This is a genomic window from Anaeromonas frigoriresistens (assembly GCF_016820655.1).
Classification (GTDB): Bacteria; Bacillota; Clostridia; order Tissierellales; family SIT17; genus Anaeromonas; species Anaeromonas frigoriresistens.
Map to the genome: position 1 here is coordinate 42,966 of NZ_WSFT01000022.1, position 16,152 is coordinate 59,117.

Below are 16,152 nucleotides of genomic sequence, written 5' to 3' on the forward strand. Positions count from 1 at the left end.
TTTATTTATTATTTACACATTCATATATTTCTCTTGATGAGTTACTGTTTAGGATTTTTTCTAATAGTTCTTCATTTCCTAAGACTTCCATCAATTCTGACAATGATTTAATATGAGACTTATTATCCTTAGCAGCCAGAGCTATTACTAAATTTACTGGATCATTTTTTTCATGTCCAAAATTTATTCCTTCTTCTAGAGTGATAAGAGCAACACCAGTTTTATTTACACCATCCTCTGGCCTTGAGTGGGGCATTGCTATCCCGGGAGCTATAACAATATAGGGTCCTAATTCTTCTACTTTATCAATCATAGCTTCGATATATCTTTCTTCAATAAATCCCTCCTCTAATAATAAATTTCCTGCTTTTTTAACCGCGTCTTTCCAATTACTAGCATTAACATTGGATGAGATAGTATTGATATTAATAAGGTTTTCTATCATTTTTCATCCTCCTTTGTGAATAATTTATATATTGTGTCTAAATTTTTAGAATTCTTTAAAAGCTCTAAATTTGACTTTTCAGATATAACTTCTAATACTTCCGTCAAGGCTTCTATATGAGTATAGTTATTGGTTGCACTAAGCATGATTATTGTGTGGATAGGGTCATTAGTTTTGTGATTAAATTTAACTGGATTTTTTAATGTGGTTATAGATAATCCAGTCTTTAATGCACCTTCCTCAGAGGAGGAGTGGGGCATTGCTATTCCAGGGGCAATAACCATATAAGGACCATACTTATCAATTCTTTTGATAATGCTATCAACGTATTCTTCCTTGATATACTCATGATCAAGAAATGGTAATGAGGATTTGACTATGGCATCTTTCCAATCCTTTGCATCTACATTAACTTGAATTAATTTTCTAGGAAGTATTTCTGAAGAAGTATCTAAATAGGTATCATTTTCTTCCATAAATTTATTTATATTGTTTAATAGTCCAGTGATATCTGATTGTAATCCTGGGAGATTGTTTATATCACAATGTTCAGAAATGATATTAATCAAATCTACCACGATAGATGGGTTCTTATAGTTTAAGCTACTATGACTTCCTTTGTAATTTAGATATGATGAAAGAGTCTCTATATCCTTTTGGTTTAATAATGGACTTACTAATGCTATAGGCTTATCTATATTTTTTATTGGAATAGTAGATATAATCAGATCAAAATCTAAATTATTCTTGTGATTATCAATATTTTCATGGGAAAGTATGTCTACTATTTTAAAATTTCTGAAATATGATTTTAATTTTATTGATAATAGCTTAGAGGTACCTATTCTACTTGCACAAACTAATAAGACCTTTGTAATATTCTCCTTATGAATATATTGAGCTTCTATGGCTGCTCCAAAATGCATTGTTATATAGGCTATTTCATGGTCTGTGATTTTCACATTAAAATTTTCTTCTAATATTTCACAGGCCTTAGTGGAGGCTAAAAAAATCTCTTTATATTTAGTTTTTATTTCATCTAGTAGAGGATTCTGCAAAGTTTTATTAAATAATAGCCTGTTCAGTGTTGGGTTTAGATGTATATATAAATCTTTTTTTAATTGTTCATGATTTTTGATTTTTAAATTGAGTCCTCTTTCTACAACTATTATCATTTGATCTATAACTGATGATAATAGTCTGTTTTTTTGAAGATACTCATCTTGATTCTCCACGGTACTTAGTTTGGCCCCTATAAGATGTAGGGTGATATAAGCCATTTCATCTATTGGTACTTCTATATTGAAGTGACTAGAGATATTTGTAGATATTCTTTTAGCTATTTTATACTCCTCTTTCTCCATCATTTCTTGTAGCTTTATAGGTTCCATTGATATTGGTTGATGGGAGGATATCCTTTCAATGGATAAGACTATATGAAATATAAGATTACTAAGTCCTTCATAGCTAAATTTGATTTGAAGAAGTTCTTGAGCTTCTAATAAAGTATCTTTCACATAAGCAATATCAAGATTAGGGAACCATTTTTTTAATATTGATATATATTGTTCTAGGGTATTTGGATCAGATGAAGTAGCTAATGACTTTAGTAATTTAGATATAGCCTGTCTTTGATTAACTTCTTTACCTTTTATATATAATCCATATCCTGTTTTGCTGATTACTTTAATATCAAATTTTTCTAACCATTCTTCTGCATTTTTTAGATCGTTATATATTGTAGTGGTACTTACATAGGTTTTATCAGCTAGAATAGATAGGGTCAGTGGTTTACTTGATTTTAATAATTCTAGTAATACTACATTCATTCTTTCTTCAGGGGATAATACATAGTTGTAATAGTCTGAAGATGTAAAGTGCTTTCGTATTTCCTTAAGTTCACCCCCTCCAAAATCTAGTTTAATACCCTTTCTTGGAATTCTTATTAAGGTCGGAAATCCAGTAGATTCTAACCATATATCAACTGCATCTAAGTCATATCTTGTGGTTCTACTACTTACACTTAATTTTGTTGATAACTCATTAATAGTTATAAAGTCTCTTTTTCCAATCAATATGTTTATAATTTCTTTTTTTCTCTCATCTAACATAAATTCACCTCTTTTCATTAAGAATGTGGCAAAATTTAATAATGTTTAATTTTGTTATTACTTTATATATACCTCTATACTAACTGTTATATCACAATTTCAATAGAATCAATATCTTATATTATTTCAAATTTAATATGGCAAAAGTTAATATCATAGGACTAAGGATGGTACTTTTTTCATTGTGTTATTTTTATTTTTGAGAGGGTAATAGAGAATTTAAAGAAGAATTCTATTTTAACTAAACTTTAGAAAGGTAGATAAAGAATGTTTGGAAATGAACTAATTAATGAAAAAAACAAGAAAAAAAATAGATTGATTGCTATTGATTATTTAAAGACTATTTCAATATTACTGGTGATATTTACCCATGCTATATCAGCGAAGTTCAATGATAGAATCCTGGGTCCCTTTTGGATAGATATGGCTGTACCTATCTTCATGATTATTAGTGGACTCACATATTCCCTTTCAGCTAAAAGAAAAGATATTAATAAATTTAGTGAATGGTTTATATGGGATAATCTAAAGAAAAAATTAACTAGGGTATTAATTCCCTATGCTGTAATAATTTCGATAGAGGTAGGGGCATATACAATTATAGATCCTCAATCTTTTGGGAAATTGCTATATAAGGTAACTACTGGGGGATGGGGACCAGGGAGTTATTATATACCTATACTCTTACAGCTAATGGTGATATTTCCTCTACTATTTATATCCTTTAATAAATATCCAAAATCTACGATGATCTTGGCTTTTAGTATTCATTTAGCCTTTGATATTTATTCAAATATGTTACCAATAGAAACTAAAATTTATAGATTGTTGATTTTTAGATATTTGGCTTTTATAATGATGGGAATAATGCTATATCACTACCCAAGGAAGGTTAAGAAAAAAGGAAAAGAATTAATAGTATTAGCTATATTATCTGGAGCTTATATTTGGATGTGTACCTATTATGGGTACAAGCCATTTATATTTACAAAATGGAATTCTACATCATTACCTACAGTATTTTGGGCCTTTGGAATTGTAGTTCTAGGATTTAAATATTTAAATTATATAAAGGACAATATATTTATCAATATAGCTAAAATAATAAGTAAAGCTTCTCTTCATATCTATTTGGTTCAAATGGTATATTTCCATTTTGATTTTGATAGATTTGGATTAGTCTTTACTATGATGGCACCTATAATTATTGGGATTTTCTTTTACTATATTGAAACAGGGAAAACTGTTAATTTTCATTTCAGAAAGGAATTACGAGACAAATTATATCCAAGTTCGCCCTTTATATCTTATAGGAACTTTTGGCAGTATTAAAGGAGAGGAAATATAGAAAAGATAAGATTCTTCGCTACGCTCTGAATGACAGAACTATAGAAGCAGAGGGGACGGTTCCTTTTGCTTCTTTTTTAATAGAATATAAAACACTGTGACAATTTTTGACAAAGATAAGGTATAGGATATGGTAATATAAGGATGTAGTAAAAAGTAAAGATTATCTTTATTGCAGATAGGAGGAAAGACGTGGGAGTAATCAATATGTATTTATCTTATATAGGTAATATAATTAGAGTAGCAGCCATTGTAGTTGGAGGTATACTAGCAATAATGATATTAAGAACTGATAGTTATAGTAGGAGTGAAGCTATAATGCCCTATATGCTTACTTGTGTTGTAATATCTCAAATTTTTGCTAGTGTAGACTATTATAAGGAAGGTAAAAAAATCAAAAGTATAATTACATCTTTGCTTTGTATATTGACGATTGCCGTAATATTTAAAATAGTAATATTATAATACTCTTCAATTTCTAAATTTAAAGGGAATTGGGGAGTTTTTATTAAAAAAATAAAGGTTAAAAAAACATTAATATAGAATATAAGATATAATAATAACATAGGAAATATAAGGATATATTTAAGGGGAGGAGTGAATAAATTGAGTGATAAGCTATATAAATCAAATGATGATAATGTGATTGATGGAGTTTGTGGTGGCCTTGCTGATTATATTGGAGTTGACTCATCTATTGTCCGGATATTATGGGCATTGGCAGTATTTGTAGGTGGTACAGGAATATTACTATATATTATAGCAGCCATTATATTGCCTAGAGAGGATGAAGTAGTAGGAGGGAATAAAAGATACATAGAAAATAAAGATTATAATAATACTCCTAAAAACAATAAAGATAATAAGAAACTAATGGGAATAATCCTTATTGTAGTTGGTATCATCTTAACTTTAAAAAGATTTTTAGTGATATTTGATGAAGAATATTTTTTGCCTATATTATTGATAGTACTTGGTGGATTTATACTATTTAAAAATAAGGGGGCTAAAAATGAAAAATAGTAGAGTGGTTTTTGGTCTTATATTAATTGCTTTGGGTAGTCTCTGGATTATAGGTAATTTAGATTTAATTAATTTTAACATTGTAAGTTTTATTTTTGGAATGATGGACTTGTGGCCTTTGATATTAGTGGTAATTGGAATTAATATTATTATTAATAATAGAATTGTGAAATTAGTAGTTTGGATATTGTTCATAATTATTATAATAGTCTATAGTGTTTTTGTAATAGATTATAGAGTAGGGGATAGTTATGATAGATCCTCTGTTAGTAAGACTTATTCAATAAAGATGGATGATGGAATTGAAAAGGGCCAACTTGATCTTGATATTGGTGGTACAAAATTTGAAGTCAATTCTAGTAGTGAGAATATGACTACAATTAATAGTAGTCATAAATTTGAATATAAGAAAAATAGAAAGAATTCCACACAATACATAGATATTTCTAATCATAATAAAAAATATTTCTTAAATAGTATTGGGAAGAATGGAAGTCCTTTTTTAAATGTGGAAATCAATGAATCAATTCCATGGGGAATAGAGATTGATTGTGGTGCTATAGATGGAGAATTAAATTTAAAAGAAGTAGATATAGAGACATTAGATTTGGATATGGGGGCTGGAAATATTGAAATTACTTTAGGAGATAAATCTAGTGTGGGAAGTATAGATATAAATTCTGGAGTATCAAAGGTAGTATTAAATATTCCTAAGGAATCTGGTCTCAGAATTGATTTAGATGGAGGTTTAAATTCTACCAATATTAAAAAGTTAGGTTTGATAAAAGAAGATGAAGATGTTTTAGTCTCTGAGAATTTCGATGATGCCTTATCTAAATATGAAATAAATATAGATATGGGACTAGGTGAGTTCAAAATAAATTATTATTAATATTATTTTGATGAAAAAAATTAAATAAATAATAGTAACTTGTCCCCAAACTTTCTATATATATAGTAAAAAGAAAATTTGGGGGTTTTATTTTGGATAAATTTTTTAAGAGACATCCTTTGGTGGTAGATAAAAATTTGGCTAAAATTTTTGGACTAAATGAAGTATTAGTTCTTCAACAGATAAATTATTGGTTAGAGTTAAATAAAAAGAATAATAATAATTTTCACGAGGGAAGGTATTGGACATACAATACTTTGGAAGAATGGAGAGAGGAATTCCCCTTTTTATCTAGTCGGGGAGTAATATAAGATCCTTCACTTTGTTCAGGATGACAAACCTAAAAATCTTAGAACTAATAGAAATTGTGAGAATAAGAGATCGACTGCTAGGGTAAAGAATTGGTATAAATATTTATGAGAAAAATTTTAGATATATAGTGATATAATGATTGTAAGTCTAATGACAGGAGGATGGACAAATGTTAATCCAATGTACAAAGAAACTTTTAGATGAATTAAAGGTGAAACCAAAGTTAAATAATGAAAATGATCCTATATTCTCATGGCATGGAAATATATTAACCCTTAATCGTAGAAAGACAGTAGTTCTTGTAAATGATAAAAGTAGGTATGTTATAGTACTACATGGACTAAAGGCAAAGGACTTTAAGAATTTTGATGATATATTTTTACAGGCTATTAGAGATGCCTTTAAAAATGAATATATCAAAGATGACGTTATTGAGGAATATATTGAGAGGTCAAAGGGTATATCATACTCTAAGACAAGTGGAAGAACATTTGTAGGACGACTGAATGAAGTATGTTATAATGCAAAATATTTTGAAGATCTATTAGATAATAATTCAATATATCAAAAAGACCTAAGTAAAAGATTAAGTAGAGATATAGTTAGTGATAAAAAGAAGAAATATATAGTTCCTAATGAAGAGTTATATAAGAACTTAAATGAATTAACGGGTAAAGAACTATTTTCTATTAGGGCTGTAAAGCTAAAAGTAACTCTAGATTTAGAAGAATTATCTGCTATAAGAAGAATAATTATGCCTTTAGATATGACTTTTAGACAGTTTCATAAAATTCTACAAACTATTTTTGAATGGGAAGATTATCATAACTATGAGTTTTTAATCTTTGATGGATATGAACCACTTATTAACATAGTTTCAGATGAAGATGAGTTAGACGTACCTGTAGGTATGCCAGTAAAGCTAGATAAGTATGAGAATTTATCAGATTATATAGATAAATATAAAAGAATTAAATACATATATGACTATGGAGATGAGTGGGAACACTATATTGAAGTAGAGGAAGTAATAGATGATTTTAATAATAATCATCCAGTTTGTATAGAAGGAAGTGGGGAGGCTCCTCCAGAAGATGTAGGGGGATATCCAGGATATAGAGAGTTTCTGTCAATAATTTCTGATGAAAATCATCCCAATCATAGTGAGATGAAGAGTTGGGGAATTATGCAAGGATATAAAGAATTCAATATTGATATGATGAATAGAAAGTTAAAGTATGACTTATAATGGGAATAAACTTAGTGAGAAAAAAGATATAATTGATAAAAAGGAGTAAACTTATATGATTGGTTATGGGGAAGTAGCATTAAGATTAGTATTGTCTGCTATATTAGGTGCCTTTATTGGAATGGAAAGGGAAGTAAATAATAGACCCGCTGGACTTAGGACCCATGTATTGGTTACATTAGGTTCAGCTTTAATCATGCTTATATCCATGTATGGATTTGAAGGAATGGGTGAGAGTGGTACCGGGGGAGAGCCTGCACGATTAGCAGCTCAAGTAGTTAGTGGGATCGGATTTTTAGGAGCCGGTACTATCATGAGGACTGATACCAGTATAAAAGGTCTAACCACCGCAGCAAGTCTCTGGGTTTGTGGAGGTATTGGGTTAGCTATTGGAAATGGATATTATATTGGAGGACTTATCACATCAGCTATAGTACTATTTACCTTGATGAGCCTTGGTCATGTGGAGCAAAAACTACTGAAAAGAAAATATAAGGTATTATATATTAATTGTATAGAAAGGGCTGGCCTTGTAGGAGAGATTGGGGTCTTATTAGGACAACATAGCATAACTATAAAAGATATTAGAATAATATCTGATGATGAGGAAGATGAAAGTGAGAATATATCTATGAAAATGAAGTTCATGATAAAGGTCCCTGGGACTGTATTAAGTTCAAAGTTATTAAATCAACTAAGAAATATTCATGGGGTAGTAAGTGCAGAATTAGAATTAGATAATTCAACTATATAATATAATTAAAAGTCTAGAAAACCTTCTATACCATAGGATTATTAATTTTTATATTATAGGGTATATTATTAATTAGACATATTATAGAATAAACATTATAATATCATATGGAAGTTTGTTAAATTGGGTAGGGAATAGAAGATAAAATTTTATATACATATCAAAGGAGGAATTTATTGTGAATTCAATGGATCAAAAAGTAATTAACAGTATTAGGTTTCTGTCAGTGGATGCTGTACAGAAAGCTAATTCTGGTCACCCGGGTTTACCTATGGGTACTGCAACAATGGCTTATGCATTATGGGCTAATCATCTAAATGCTAGTGGGAAAAATACTGAATGGCCAGATAGAGATAGATTTGTATTATCTGCAGGTCATGGATCAATGCTACAATATTCTCTATTACATTTATTTGGATACGATGTATCAATGGAAGATCTTAAAAACTTCCGTCAATGGGGAAGTAAGACTCCAGGACATCCTGAGTATGGTCATACTCCAGGAGTAGAGACAACTACAGGACCATTAGGTCAAGGTATTGCTAATGCTGTTGGTATGGCTATGGCAGAGAGAAGACTTGCTGCTGAGTTCAATACTGAAGATATGGAGATAGTAGATCACCATACTTATTCAATAGTTGGAGATGGAGACTTGATGGAGGGTGTCGCCAGTGAAGCATGCTCTTTAGCAGGACATCAAAAATTAGGTAAGCTTATAGTATTATATGATGATAATAAGATTACTATAGATGGTACTACTGAGATTACTTTTACTGAAGATGTAGGAAAAAGATTTGAAGCTTACGGATGGGAAGTAATAAAGCTTGATGATAGTGAAGGTGTCCAAGACATCACTGATGCTATAGAAAAGGCTAAACAAAACATAGATAAACCAAGTCTTATCATGGTACCTACTACAATAGGATTTGGTAGTCCAAATAAAGCTGGTAAATCAGCTGCCCATGGTGCTCCACTAGGTGACGATGAGATCAGACTTACCAGAGAAGGAATGAAATGGGAGCATGAACCATTCTTTGTACCAGAAGATGTATATACTCATATGGAAAAAATAGTTGATCAAAAAGATAAAAAGAGAAAAGAATGGGAAAAGAAATTTGAAGAATATAGAACTAAATATCCTGAGTTAGCTCAAAAGTGGGATAGATGGCATTCTATGGAGCTGCCAGAAGGATTGATGGAAGATGAAGAATTATTCAGCTTTGATTCTAAGGTTGCAACCCGTGCAGCTAGTGGTAAGGTTATAAACACTTTAGCTAAGCATATGGATAATCTATTTGGTGGATCTGCTGACTTAGCAGGATCAAACAAGACTACTATGAAGGATAAAGGTGATTTCCAAGCAGACACTCCAGATGGAAACAATATTAACTTTGGAGTTAGAGAGCATGGTATGGGTGCAGTACTTAATGGTATATCACTACATGGTGGATTAAGAGGATTTGGTGCTACATTCCTTATATTTGCAAACTATATGAGACCAGCTATAAGAATGTCAGCTTTAATGAACCAACCAGTAGTTTATGTTCTTACTCATGACAGTATAGCATTAGGAGAAGATGGGCCTACACATCAACCTATTGAGCAATTAGCTGCATTGAGAGCTATGCCAAATGTAAAGGTCTTTAGACCAGCAGATGCTAAAGAAACAGCAGTGGCATGGATTGAAGCTTTAAATAATATTGATGGACCTAGTGTATTAGCTCTTACTCGTCAAGGATTACCTACATTAGACAATGTAGAAGGAGCTCATCAAGGGGGATATGTTATTGATAAGGAAGAGGGAGAGACTCCTGATGTTATACTTATTGGAACAGGTTCTGAGGTTTCATTATTAATAGATGCTAAAAAAGAACTTAAGAAAGACAATATAGATGCAAGAGTAGTAAGTATATTATCTTGGGAATTATTTGATCAGCAAGATGATAACTACAAGAAATCTGTTCTTCCTCCACACATCACTAAGAGAGTTTCTGCAGAAGCAGGAAGTACTTTTGGGTGGCAGAAATATATAGGTAGTGAAGGTAAGGCTATCGGTATAGATACCTTCGGAGCATCAGCTCCAGGACCGGAACTAATGGAGAAATTCGGATTTAATGTAGAAAATGTTGTTAAGACAGTTAAAGAAATAATGTAATAAAGAATCCCTCAGATTAATCTGAGGGATTTTATTATTGCTGATATATAGTTATCGCAGTTATAGTGGTCTTATCTGAATCTAAAGTAAATTCTGCCTTGTATCCTTTATAATCTTGGTAAAATACAATCCAAGATCCTTCAAATTCTTCTAAAGATTCCTTTTCTTCTGCTTTTTCGTATACTTTCTCTATGCTATCTCCAACCTTTATACCATCTATAGAGTATTTATTGTCAAAGATACCTATTGACTCTATCACACTGGTGTCAGGATCTGCAAAAACTGTTACATGATCAAAGGAGTAATAAGTGGATCCTTGATATTCTCCTGATTCACCATATTTTCCAAATGTATTTACTGCTTGTTTTAGAGAGTCTCCTATTTTAACTCCTAGATCTGAAAATATATTTTCAGTACTTTTTGTTTTACTATCATCTTTTTTGTCTTCTTCATTTTTAGTTCTTAGCTTATCATTTAATAAAAGGGAACCCTTTGTTTTGCCTTCTACTATCGGGCTGTCTATACTTTTAGCTATGAAATCTAAGGGAACTAATAGATCAGCTCTGTCTGGATCTACATCTTCATTTGATAAAATATACATTTTATAACTATCGTCATCTAAAGATTCACCATTTATTGATATCGATTTAATGTTATTCTCAATATTTATGGCTATATAGATACTTCTATTTCCATCAGAAGCTATAGCTTTTATATCTTCATCAGTTCTTACTACTTCACTATCGAATCCTAAGGCCTCATAGGAAGAATGAAAATCGACAAGGATGCCACTGGAGTCATTTCTTAGGGGGGCCTTTGATATAGTGTTTTCAAATTTATTCAATTCATCATTAAAAAATATTTCTTTATCACTAGGTTGGAGTTCTGATGTATCAAATAAAGGGTTTATTTTATCTAGATTATCTTCATTTTCTACTATATTAGATTCTATTATTGGCTGTTCATCATCTTTAACACTGATTTCTTCATCTTTGCTTTTGCAGCCAAACAGCAGTGTAATTGATAATATGGATATAAGTATAGTCAATTTTTTCAACTCTGTTACCTCCTAATTGTTAATATTACTTATATTATAGCCTTAATTACATTATTTAAATAATATCATAAATAAAGATGTATATGGGATGAATAATATAAATTTAAACAATGAATTTTTTTAAGAAATGGTAATATAAAATAACCAAGCTTTATAATTGTCGATTTATGTTGAAAGAAAGTTTACATAAATTTATATTATATTGTATACAAAAGGGGTAAATACATTATATAATATAGATTAGTTAAGTATATTTTAAGAAGATGACAAGTTTTTATTAACCGCATACTATAATACTAGGAAAGTAGTGCAAGGGGGATACAAATGAACAGACACCTTGGTATTTCTGTTGATAATATGGATTTGGATTTTATAATAAATAACAATATACACTGGATACAACTATCTAGTAAGTTTTCCGGTGCCAGCGATATAGCATCACTTTTGAGACTAACTAAAAAGCATCCGATAAAAATAAGCTATGTTTCTCCGGTATTTCATCAAAATGACCCTAATATGGTATTTTTCTTAAGTCCTATAAAAAGGCTAAGGGATGCCACTATGGAGATATTAGAAGTAAATCTAAGGATGGCTAAAAGTCTGCCCACAGAGCATGTAGTTGTGAATCTTGCTCCTGACCCTAGTCAAGAAATAGATAAATCTTTAATATTTGATACCATCTATGATTTAAATGATTTATCCCATAGATATGATGCGCATATCGTTATTCAAATAGAAGACTATAGTCTATTTGGAGACTCTACAAGACTTATAAATATAATAAATAAGACTGATGTGAGATTGTCTCTAGATATAAATAGATTTTATAGGTATATTTTTGAAAATGATATGGACTTTGAAAAAGAATTACAAAAGATAATAGATTATGTAGAAGTGATTAATATTACCTTTGATATAGATTATTTTATTCTTCAAAATGTATTGACTAATATGTATGATAAAATAATGGATATTCCTATAATTATAAGGATGAGAAGTACAAGTAAGAAAAGAGAAATATATAATAATATTAAGAATATTAGGGAAGATATAGTTAAAAAGAGAGCGGCTAATTAAAGGGATGATTATCATCCCTTATTTTTTATTTTTTTTGTGATATAATTTAAGGTATTAGACTACATTTGAAAAATATTTATTAGAGGTGAGTAAAGTGGAATATATGGATAAGTATAGAAGTTGGATTCAGGGATCCTTCGATGATGATACTAAAGAAGAATTAAGAAATATAGAAAAAAATACAGAAGAAATTCAAGATAGATTCTATAAAGAATTAGAGTTTGGTACAGGAGGCCTTAGAGGAAAAATAGGGGCTGGAACTAATAGAATAAATAGATATACTGTATCTAAAGCTACTCAAGGATTCGGGGATTACATAATAAATAATGGAAAGAAAGATAAAGGTATAGTCATTGCATATGACTCAAGACATAAATCTGAGGAATTTGCTAAGACTGCTGCATTAGTATTGGCTGATAATGGAATAAAAGCATATTTATTTGATAGTTTAAGATCCACTCCTGAATTATCTTTTGCTGTAAGATATCTTCATGCAGCTGGAGGTATAGTGATAACTGCAAGTCATAATCCTCCAGAATATAATGGATATAAGGTATATGGAGAAGATGGATGTCAATTAATACCTTCTTTAGCTAATGAGGTAATATCCTGTATTAGAGATATAGATAGTTTTGAAGATATAGGGATGATGGATGAGAAAGAGGCTAAGAGAGCAGGACTTCTTGAGATAATAGGAGAAGAAGTAGATAATGTATTTGTTAGCCAGGTTAAAAAGGAAAGAGTTAGCAATGATATAGATAAGGCAATAAAGGTAGTATATACTCCACTTCATGGTACAGGAAACATACCTATTAGAAGGGTACTAAAGGAACTAGGATATAAGAATATCCATGTGGTAAATGCTCAGGAGAAGCCAGATCCGAACTTCTCTACAGTAGAGTATCCAAACCCAGAGGAACCTGCGGTGTTTGAGATTGCTAAGGGAATAGGAGAAGAGATTGATGCTGATTTACTTCTAGGTACAGATCCAGACTGTGATAGAGTAGGGGCTGTAGTAAGGAATAATGATGGTGATTTTATAGTTTTAAATGGTAATCAAACAGGAGCATTACTTTTAGACTATATAATGACAAATAGTAAGTTGTCAGAAAATGGTGTAATAATAAAAACTGTAGTTACTAGTGAATTAGGTAGAGTTATAGCCCAAAATCATGGACTAGAAACTATTGATACATTGACAGGATTTAAATTTATCGGTGAGAAAATAGGTGAGTTTGAAAGGAATGGAGATAAAGAGTTCCTATTTGGATATGAAGAAAGCTTTGGCTATTTGAAGGGAACCTACGCTAGAGATAAGGATGCAGTAGTAGCATCTATGCTTATAGTAGAAATGGCAGCCTTCTATAAAAAGAGAGGTATAAGCTTATATGATGCCCTTATGGATCTATATGATAGATATGGATATTTTAAAGAATCCCTACATGCTATAAAGCTTGAAGGAATAGAGGGTACAGAAAAAATCAAAAATGTAATGGATACCTATAGACAAACTTATCCTGTTGATATAAATGGGAAAAAAGTAGTGAAGGTAAATGACTATAAAGAAAGTAAGACTATTGATATAGAAGAAGGTAAAGAAGAAAAAATAGACTTGCCAAGTTCAAATGTACTTAAATTTATCCTAGAAGATGATAGTTGGTTTGTCCTAAGACCTTCCGGTACAGAACCAAAGCTTAAAATATACTTCTCAGCTAATGGAGAAAGTAGAGAAGAAGTAGACTCAAACCTTATAGGTATGGAAAAGGACATAGTACAGGATATCATGAATATGGTGAAATAGAAAAACGGAGGCAAAAGTCTCCGTTTTTATTTATCCATATATCTACCTAATATATCATTTAATAATATTATCTCTTCATCGGTTAATTTGCCTTTCAGAAGCTCTTGCATATCCTGTTGTTCTTTAGGGGTTATACCATTGTTAAATATTTTCATTAGTTTTAGGCCGTTTATTGGACCTAGTTTATCTATAATTTTATCTAAATCTCTTTTATCCTTTGAAGAAAGTTTATCTTCTATTTTATTTACATTGATTGTTTCAATTGTTCTTTCTTGGGATAATCTATCATCAAATTGATCTAACTTTGCTCTCTTTATTCCTTCCTGTAGTTGTGATATAAAGAAGTCTTGAGTCTCTTTATCATATTCTCTATAATATTCAAATTTGGAATATATAATATCCTTTTTAGACATTAAGTTTTGTGATGCCCTCTTTATATCTACCGATCTTCCTATCCCATCCACATAAGAGGGGTCTTCTGTTTCCTCTTTGGCAGGTTCAATGTTTGGTTTTTCTTTTTCAACTGCATCATCCTCTGTCTCTTCTTCATTATCTTGTATTTCTTCAGATAGATCCTCTTCAATATCCTCATCTTCATGAATATTCATAGGAGATTCTATAAACAAAATATCTTCCTCAAAATAATCTTTTTTAATAGAAGATGTATATTGCTTTGATGTATCAATTCGAAGATCTAATATTATAGATACAGAATATATAGTAAGTATTATTACGATGATGCTATAAAAAACTTTTTTATACTTCAAATTATCCACCCCTTTCCTATAAGTATTATTATCTTTTTAGGGAAATTTATACTACTAAAGATATATAAAGTAATACTTGAGGAATCATTAGAATTTAGAATTGTAAACTATTGGATAAAACTATAGACCTATGGAAAAATTCTCGATTAAATGATAAAATAATGTTTTTTCTAGAAAATACTGGGTATAAATTTAGTAATTAAATAAAATAAATGAGTTTAATCTCTAGGAGGGAAATGTTATGGCTATTATGTTTAGTGAGAAGGAATATCTAAAAGAAGAAATGGAAGACTTAAGAGAAAAACTTAATCAAGCCATATCAAAGGGTGAGAATAAGATTAAAATTCTCTATCTAAGTCAGAAGCTGGACAAGCTCCTAGATATATATTATAAACATTTCATGAATAAAAAAGAAAAAAAATTATAGTAATATGAGCCCTCTTCTCTTCATATATTTGAAGGGAAGGGGGTTAGCTTTTATGGGGATAAAAAAGGATTTTAGTATAATGTACGATGACAAGTATTCTGAGTTTATGTTGGGAGAAAATTTAGCTGAGTTTATTAAAAGAGATCCAGTAATAGTATGTATAGGGACAGACAAATGCATAGGAGATTCTCTAGGTCCATTGGTGGGAAGTTTATTAAAAAGAGATAATATACCGATAACAGTATATGGAACCCTATCAGATCCAATACATGCTTTAAATATAAATAGAAAAATTAATTATATAAAGATGAGACACCCGCTGTCTTTTATAATAGCAATAGATGCCTGTATAGGAGATAAAAAAGAAGTAGGAAGGTTATATGTGAGGGAAGGCCCTGTATTTCCAGGAAAGGGAGTAGGTAAGGAGATAAAAAGTATAGGAGATATATCCTTAGTTGGAATGGTAGATTCCACTGAAAATGATCTAAAGACATCCCTGTATAATATCCGACTGGGATTTGTGATGGATATGGCCGAAAAGATAGTTAAAAGCATAAAAATGGCCTGTGATTGGGATAGAATGGTGGTAAAATAGGACAAGGGTGTGACATAAAGGAATATATAATTAAGCATATAAAAAAAGATAGATCCATTGGATCTATCCTTAAAATTATGGTCGGGGTGGCAGGATTTGAACCCGCGACCCTCTGGTCCCAAACCAGATGCGCTACCAAA

General features: G+C 30.6%; 16 protein-coding genes. 12 read left to right on the plus strand and 4 right to left on the minus strand.

Going from position 1 to position 16,152, the window contains the following annotated elements; all coding sequences use genetic code 11:
• Nucleotide 1 precedes the first annotated feature (1 nt).
• Both GOQ27_RS05305 and GOQ27_RS05310 read right to left on the minus strand, forming a co-directional pair.
• A complete protein-coding gene (locus GOQ27_RS05305; RefSeq protein WP_203365795.1) occupies nucleotides 2–445 on the minus strand; it encodes a PTS sugar transporter subunit IIA in 444 nt (147 codons plus the stop codon).
• Entirely contained in the window at nucleotides 442–2,556 is a 2,115-nt protein-coding gene (locus GOQ27_RS05310; RefSeq protein WP_203365796.1) for a BglG family transcription antiterminator, read from the minus strand. The genes GOQ27_RS05305 and GOQ27_RS05310 overlap by 4 nt, the downstream gene beginning before the upstream one ends.
• Nucleotides 2,557–2,823: 267 nt before the next feature.
• Here GOQ27_RS05310 and GOQ27_RS05315 point away from each other — a divergent pair, with 267 nt between their 5' ends.
• The 8 genes from GOQ27_RS05315 (at nucleotide 2,824) to tkt (ending at nucleotide 10,288) form a co-directional block, all read left to right on the plus strand.
• Nucleotides 2,824–3,888: an acyltransferase gene (locus GOQ27_RS05315; RefSeq protein ID WP_203365797.1), complete on the plus strand. Its 1,065-nt coding sequence runs from the start codon at nucleotides 2,824–2,826 to the stop codon at nucleotides 3,886–3,888.
• A 207-nt stretch (nucleotides 3,889–4,095) separates the two neighbouring features.
• Complete coding sequence (locus GOQ27_RS05320) at nucleotides 4,096–4,368, plus strand: hypothetical protein (protein WP_203365798.1); 273 nt, start codon at nucleotides 4,096–4,098, stop codon at nucleotides 4,366–4,368.
• A gap of 141 nt (nucleotides 4,369–4,509) precedes the next feature.
• Nucleotides 4,510–4,926: a PspC domain-containing protein gene (locus GOQ27_RS05325; protein WP_203365799.1), complete on the plus strand. Its 417-nt coding sequence runs from the start codon at nucleotides 4,510–4,512 to the stop codon at nucleotides 4,924–4,926.
• A complete protein-coding gene (locus GOQ27_RS05330; RefSeq protein ID WP_203365800.1) occupies nucleotides 4,916–5,818 on the plus strand; it encodes a LiaI-LiaF-like domain-containing protein in 903 nt (300 codons plus the stop codon). Before GOQ27_RS05325 ends, GOQ27_RS05330 begins: the two co-directional genes overlap by 11 nt.
• A 92-nt stretch (nucleotides 5,819–5,910) precedes the next feature.
• Nucleotides 5,911–6,129 carry a hypothetical protein gene (locus GOQ27_RS05335; protein WP_203365801.1) on the plus strand — a complete coding sequence of 73 codons (219 nt, stop codon included), beginning with the start codon at nucleotides 5,911–5,913 and terminating at the stop codon, nucleotides 6,127–6,129.
• Between the two features lie 170 nt (nucleotides 6,130–6,299).
• Nucleotides 6,300–7,379: a plasmid pRiA4b ORF-3 family protein gene (locus GOQ27_RS05340; protein ID WP_203365802.1), complete on the plus strand. Its 1,080-nt coding sequence runs from the start codon at nucleotides 6,300–6,302 to the stop codon at nucleotides 7,377–7,379.
• 55 nt (nucleotides 7,380–7,434) lie between these two features.
• Nucleotides 7,435–8,133, plus strand: coding sequence for an MgtC/SapB family protein (locus GOQ27_RS05345; RefSeq protein ID WP_203365803.1), 699 nt, complete (start codon nucleotides 7,435–7,437; stop codon nucleotides 8,131–8,133).
• A gap of 187 nt (nucleotides 8,134–8,320) precedes the next feature.
• Nucleotides 8,321–10,288, plus strand: coding sequence for a transketolase (tkt, locus tag GOQ27_RS05350; RefSeq protein WP_203365811.1), 1,968 nt, complete (start codon nucleotides 8,321–8,323; stop codon nucleotides 10,286–10,288).
• Nucleotides 10,289–10,322: 34 nt separating this feature from the next.
• Here the strand turns inward: tkt and GOQ27_RS05355 are convergent, their stop codons facing one another.
• Nucleotides 10,323–11,345, minus strand: a complete 1,023-nt coding sequence (locus GOQ27_RS05355; protein ID WP_203365804.1) for a hypothetical protein — start codon at nucleotides 11,343–11,345, stop codon at nucleotides 10,323–10,325.
• Nucleotides 11,346–11,669: 324 nt separating this feature from the next.
• On the opposite strand from GOQ27_RS05355, the gene GOQ27_RS05360 reads away from it, so the two are divergent.
• Nucleotides 11,670–12,422 carry a hypothetical protein gene (locus GOQ27_RS05360; protein ID WP_203365805.1) on the plus strand — a complete coding sequence of 251 codons (753 nt, stop codon included), beginning with the start codon at nucleotides 11,670–11,672 and terminating at the stop codon, nucleotides 12,420–12,422.
• A 103-nt stretch (nucleotides 12,423–12,525) separates the two neighbouring features.
• Nucleotides 12,526–14,223, plus strand: coding sequence for a phospho-sugar mutase (locus GOQ27_RS05365; RefSeq protein ID WP_203365812.1), 1,698 nt, complete (start codon nucleotides 12,526–12,528; stop codon nucleotides 14,221–14,223).
• A 26-nt stretch (nucleotides 14,224–14,249) separates the two neighbouring features.
• Here GOQ27_RS05365 and GOQ27_RS05370 read toward each other — a convergent pair whose 3' ends face one another.
• Nucleotides 14,250–14,990 (minus strand): hypothetical protein, encoded by a 741-nt coding sequence (locus GOQ27_RS05370; protein WP_203365806.1) that lies wholly within the window; start codon nucleotides 14,988–14,990, stop codon nucleotides 14,250–14,252.
• A gap of 241 nt (nucleotides 14,991–15,231) precedes the next feature.
• Between GOQ27_RS05370 and GOQ27_RS05375 the strand changes: the two genes are divergently transcribed.
• A complete protein-coding gene (locus GOQ27_RS05375) occupies nucleotides 15,232–15,417 on the plus strand; it encodes an aspartyl-phosphate phosphatase Spo0E family protein (RefSeq protein ID WP_252187755.1) in 186 nt (61 codons plus the stop codon).
• 52 nt (nucleotides 15,418–15,469) lie between these two features.
• Nucleotides 15,470–16,012, plus strand: a complete 543-nt coding sequence (gene yyaC / locus GOQ27_RS05380; RefSeq protein ID WP_203365807.1) for a spore protease YyaC — start codon at nucleotides 15,470–15,472, stop codon at nucleotides 16,010–16,012.
• Nucleotides 16,013–16,152: the final 140 nt, after the last annotated feature.